The 3,646-nt window shown below is 63.8% G+C and carries 4 protein-coding genes; 3 read left to right on the forward strand and 1 reads right to left on the reverse strand.

Annotated elements, in window-relative coordinates; genetic code table 11:
- A partial coding sequence (locus tag HMPREF0183_RS04640) for an ABC transporter ATP-binding protein (protein ID WP_040348095.1) occupies positions 1-782 on the reverse strand: 782 nt, incomplete at its 3' end.
- A 140-nt stretch (positions 783-922) separates the two neighbouring features.
- On the opposite strand from HMPREF0183_RS04640, the gene HMPREF0183_RS04645 reads away from it, so the two are divergent.
- From HMPREF0183_RS04645 to HMPREF0183_RS04655, 3 genes are all read left to right on the forward strand, one after another.
- Complete coding sequence (locus tag HMPREF0183_RS04645) at positions 923-2,137, forward strand: sensor histidine kinase (RefSeq protein ID WP_005883301.1); 1,215 nt, start codon at positions 923-925, stop codon at positions 2,135-2,137.
- Complete coding sequence (locus HMPREF0183_RS04650) at positions 2,134-2,802, forward strand: response regulator (RefSeq protein ID WP_040348091.1); 669 nt, start codon at positions 2,134-2,136, stop codon at positions 2,800-2,802. The genes HMPREF0183_RS04645 and HMPREF0183_RS04650 overlap by 4 nt, the downstream gene beginning before the upstream one ends.
- A gap of 509 nt (positions 2,803-3,311) precedes the next feature.
- A partial coding sequence (locus tag HMPREF0183_RS04655) for a relaxase domain-containing protein (RefSeq protein ID WP_483458285.1) occupies positions 3,312-3,646 on the forward strand: 335 nt, incomplete at its 3' end.

Below are 3,646 nucleotides of genomic sequence, written 5' to 3' on the forward strand. Positions count from 1 at the left end.
GTCTGGTCCTTGTCGATCCCGCTCATCCGGATGCCCTCAGGAACCCGGGTCGCCGTCAGTCCTTGTGCGAGGGCGGCCTGCGGGTCGGAGGTCTCGATGATCAGATCGGGCACGGACTTTTCGAAGAGCTGGTCGCGGCTGCCCTGGAAGATCATCTTCCCGCTGGAGAGGATGCCCAGGACGCTGGCCATCTTGTCGATCTCGTCGAGCAGGTGGCTGGATACCATCACAGTGATCCCTTGACTGGCCAGGTCCATGAGTAGCATGCGGATCTCTTCGATTCCGGCCGGGTCGAGTCCGTTGGTTGGCTCGTCGAGGATGAGCAGCGCCGGGTTGCGTGCGAGGGCCATTGCGATGCCGAGCCGCTGCTTCATGCCGAGGGAATAGTTGCGAACGAGCTTGTTCTCTTGCCCGGTCAGTCTGACGGTCGCCAGTGCGTGGTCGATCTGCGCGGTCGAAAGGTCGAGCATGTCCTGGACGATCCGCATGTTCTCCCGGCCGGTGAGGTGCCCGTACCCGGGAGGAGCCTCGATCATCGACCCGATCGACGGTAGCAGCTTGGTGCGCGATGCGCGCGTGAGCGGTTCGCCGAGGATTTCGATGTCGCCGCTGGTCGGCTGGGTCAGGCCCAGGATCATCTTCATCGTGGTCGACTTGCCCGACCCGTTCGGCCCGAGGAACCCGTACACGTGACCCTTTGGGACGTCGAGGTTCAGGGCGTCAACGGCGGTGTGGGTCTTGAACTGTTTGGTCAGTTCGTGGGTGGTGATGACGCGGGTCATGGATGCCTCGTTTCGGTCGGGTTCGTCACCCCATCCACAATTCCCGGAATAGTCACGTGGCAGATCGTGCTGCGGCACGAACTCGGTCTTCATGCCGTGGTATGAGTCGTTTCGGATGCCCGCGCCATAGGCTGGTAGGCATGGAACCGTTCACCAGCCCTGCGACCCGTGACCGGCTGCGCGCTGTCTGGCAGGGACAGCCCTGGGCGGCTGACCTCCTACTTGGGGCGCTAGGCGGATTCCTCGGCGCGATTAGCCGGCCAACCTTGTCGTTCGTGACATACGAGCAGACGGTCTACAGCATCATCGTATTCGGCTGCTCGGTCGCTCTGACCTTTCGGCGCATACGCCCACGCCTCAGCCTCGCCGCCATCGGCGTACTGCTCGTCCTGCACCTCGTCACGGTGCAGGAATTGACGCTGTTCGCCGGCGCGGTCTGCCTCATCGCGGCATACACCACACAGACGCAGCTGTTCGCGCCGTGGCGGTGGGGGTACGTCGCCGTCATCTACGTTGGTGCAGCTGCGGCAGTGCTCACCTCATCGACCCCCGCCGCGGACTCCGAGTGGAAGGTCAGGCTCGCGATTGCGGCAGCCGCAGCATCGCTGGTCACCGTCGCCCTCTTGGCCGGCACCGTCCGGAGGACCCGGAAGGCGCGCTACGAGGACGCGCTCGAACGTGCCGCTGTTCTGGAAGCCCGGCAAACGGTGGAGCGACGGCTTGCCGCTACCGAAGAACGCACACGCATCGCCCGCGAAATGCACGACGTGCTGGGTCACTCCCTGAACACGATTGCGGTACAAGCCGAAGGCGCCCGGTACCTGATCCGGACCGACCCCGACCGCACCGATCAGGCGCTTGCCGTCATCGGACGCTTGAGCCGGACCGCAGTCGATGACGTTCGCGACCTCATCAATGTCCTCGGCACCGATCACGACACTGAGGCTCTGACACGCCCTACCCCAAGCCTGCGCGACATCGGCGCGCTCATCAGCGAGTTGCAGCACACAAGAGCACCGATTCGGCTTCACGTCGATGGAGACTTGGGGGCCGTCCCCGACCAGGTCGGACTTGCCGGCTACCGGATCGTCCAGGAGGGCATCACGAATGTCGTGAAGCACGCCTATGGCGCAGCAGCAAGTGTCCGCATCGTCGTCCACGACCGTGCAGTTGATCTGACCATTCTGAACACTTCGCCAAGCCAATCGCAGACCACGCGGCGCGATGGTTCTCACCAAGGGATCATCGGCATGCAGGAACGCGCACGCGCACTTGGCGGCACCTTCACCGCAGGCCCCAACCCGAACACCGGTGGATGGTGCGTCTCCGCGAGCCTGCCATGGAGGCAGCCATGATCACCGTCGGACTCGCAGACGACGAACCACTGTTCACCGCGGGGCTGGCGATGATCCTCGACGCCCAGCCCGACATGAGCGTTCTCTGGCAGGCCATCGACGGAGCCGACGCCATCCGTCAACACAACCACGAAGCGCCGGACATCCTGCTGCTCGACATCCAGATGCCCACCCTTGACGGTCTCGCCACCACTCAGCACCTCATCACTGCCGGAACACAGAGCAAGATCATCATCCTCACCACCTTCGACACCGACGAGTACGTGCTCACCGCGATCGAGTCCGGCGCGTCAGGATTCCTCGTCAAGAACACCGCTCCCAACGATGTCGTCGCAGCCATCCGCACTGTTCACGACGGCGATGCCGTCATCTCGCCCGGCCCCACTAGGAGGCTCTTCACCACGTTCCGGAAACGCCCAGGAGGTCCCGCCGCGTGCCCTTCACCCACCGACAGTCGACTCGCAGACGAACTCACACCCCGAGAACGCGACATCCTCGCCCTCATCGCGCGGGGCCGCACCAATCAAGAAATCTGCGACGAACTCTGGCTCACCATGCCCACCATCAAGACCCACATCGGCAACCTCCGCGCTAAGACCCAAGCCCGCGACCGCGTGCAGCTCGTGCTCTTCGCCCTGCGGGTCGGCATCGCCGAGCTCACGTAACAACGACAATTGCAGAGAACAGCACCCGTTCGGTCACCTCTGAGCACCCGGGCGTTCAGCCTCCTATAGCCACCATCTGGAGCTGCCACGCCTCTTGCAGATCGAGGCTTGCTTGGGTTGCCGGGTCGGTACTCTGACTGTGCGACGTAGTGAACGTAGCGCCCAAAAGGAGGTGGTCGGCATGCCGACGCTTTCTCTGCTGGACGACGCCTGCGGCATGTGGGAGTCGTAAAACGCTCGTGGAGGGGCCGTAGGTTCGTGGATAACCTCGCGGCTGGAACCCTGAGAAGCGAGAAGCGCGTCGCGGCGTAGCCACGTGGCACATTCCATCCTGGCAACGGGGTGGCGTTCCCGAGACTTCGGTGAACGGCAAAACCTCCAGAGTGCGAAAAGATCCAGGAGGTTGGCGGCGACGCCGCCGAGGGGGTGGCCGTATAGGTCACCCCCTCTCTCGCATCTAGGACGTGAGCACCTTTCGGTAAGAGAGGTGGTTCGTCTTGACGGTGTCGATGCGGGTGATGTCGGCTGGCGACGGCTACACGTACCTGCTGCGCACTGTGGCGGCTGGTGATTGTGACCGGTCGTTGTCGACTCCGTTGACCCGTTACTTCGCCGAGGCTGGCACCCCACCCGGACGCTGGCTCGGCTCCGGCATGACCGCTCTGGGTAATGGTGAACTCGCCCCGGGCGCCCAAGTGTCGGAAGTACAGCTGCAATCACTGGTCGGTATGGGACGGGACCCGATCACTGGTAATCCGTTGGGGCGGGCGTATCCGGTGTACAGCTCGACTGCGGAGCGGGTCGCGGATCGAGTCGAGCAACTGGACCCGTCGCTCGGCTCTGG

Origin of the sequence: Brevibacterium mcbrellneri ATCC 49030 (assembly GCF_000178455.1) — a bacterium.
GTDB lineage: Bacteria > Actinomycetota > Actinomycetes > Actinomycetales > Brevibacteriaceae > Brevibacterium > Brevibacterium mcbrellneri.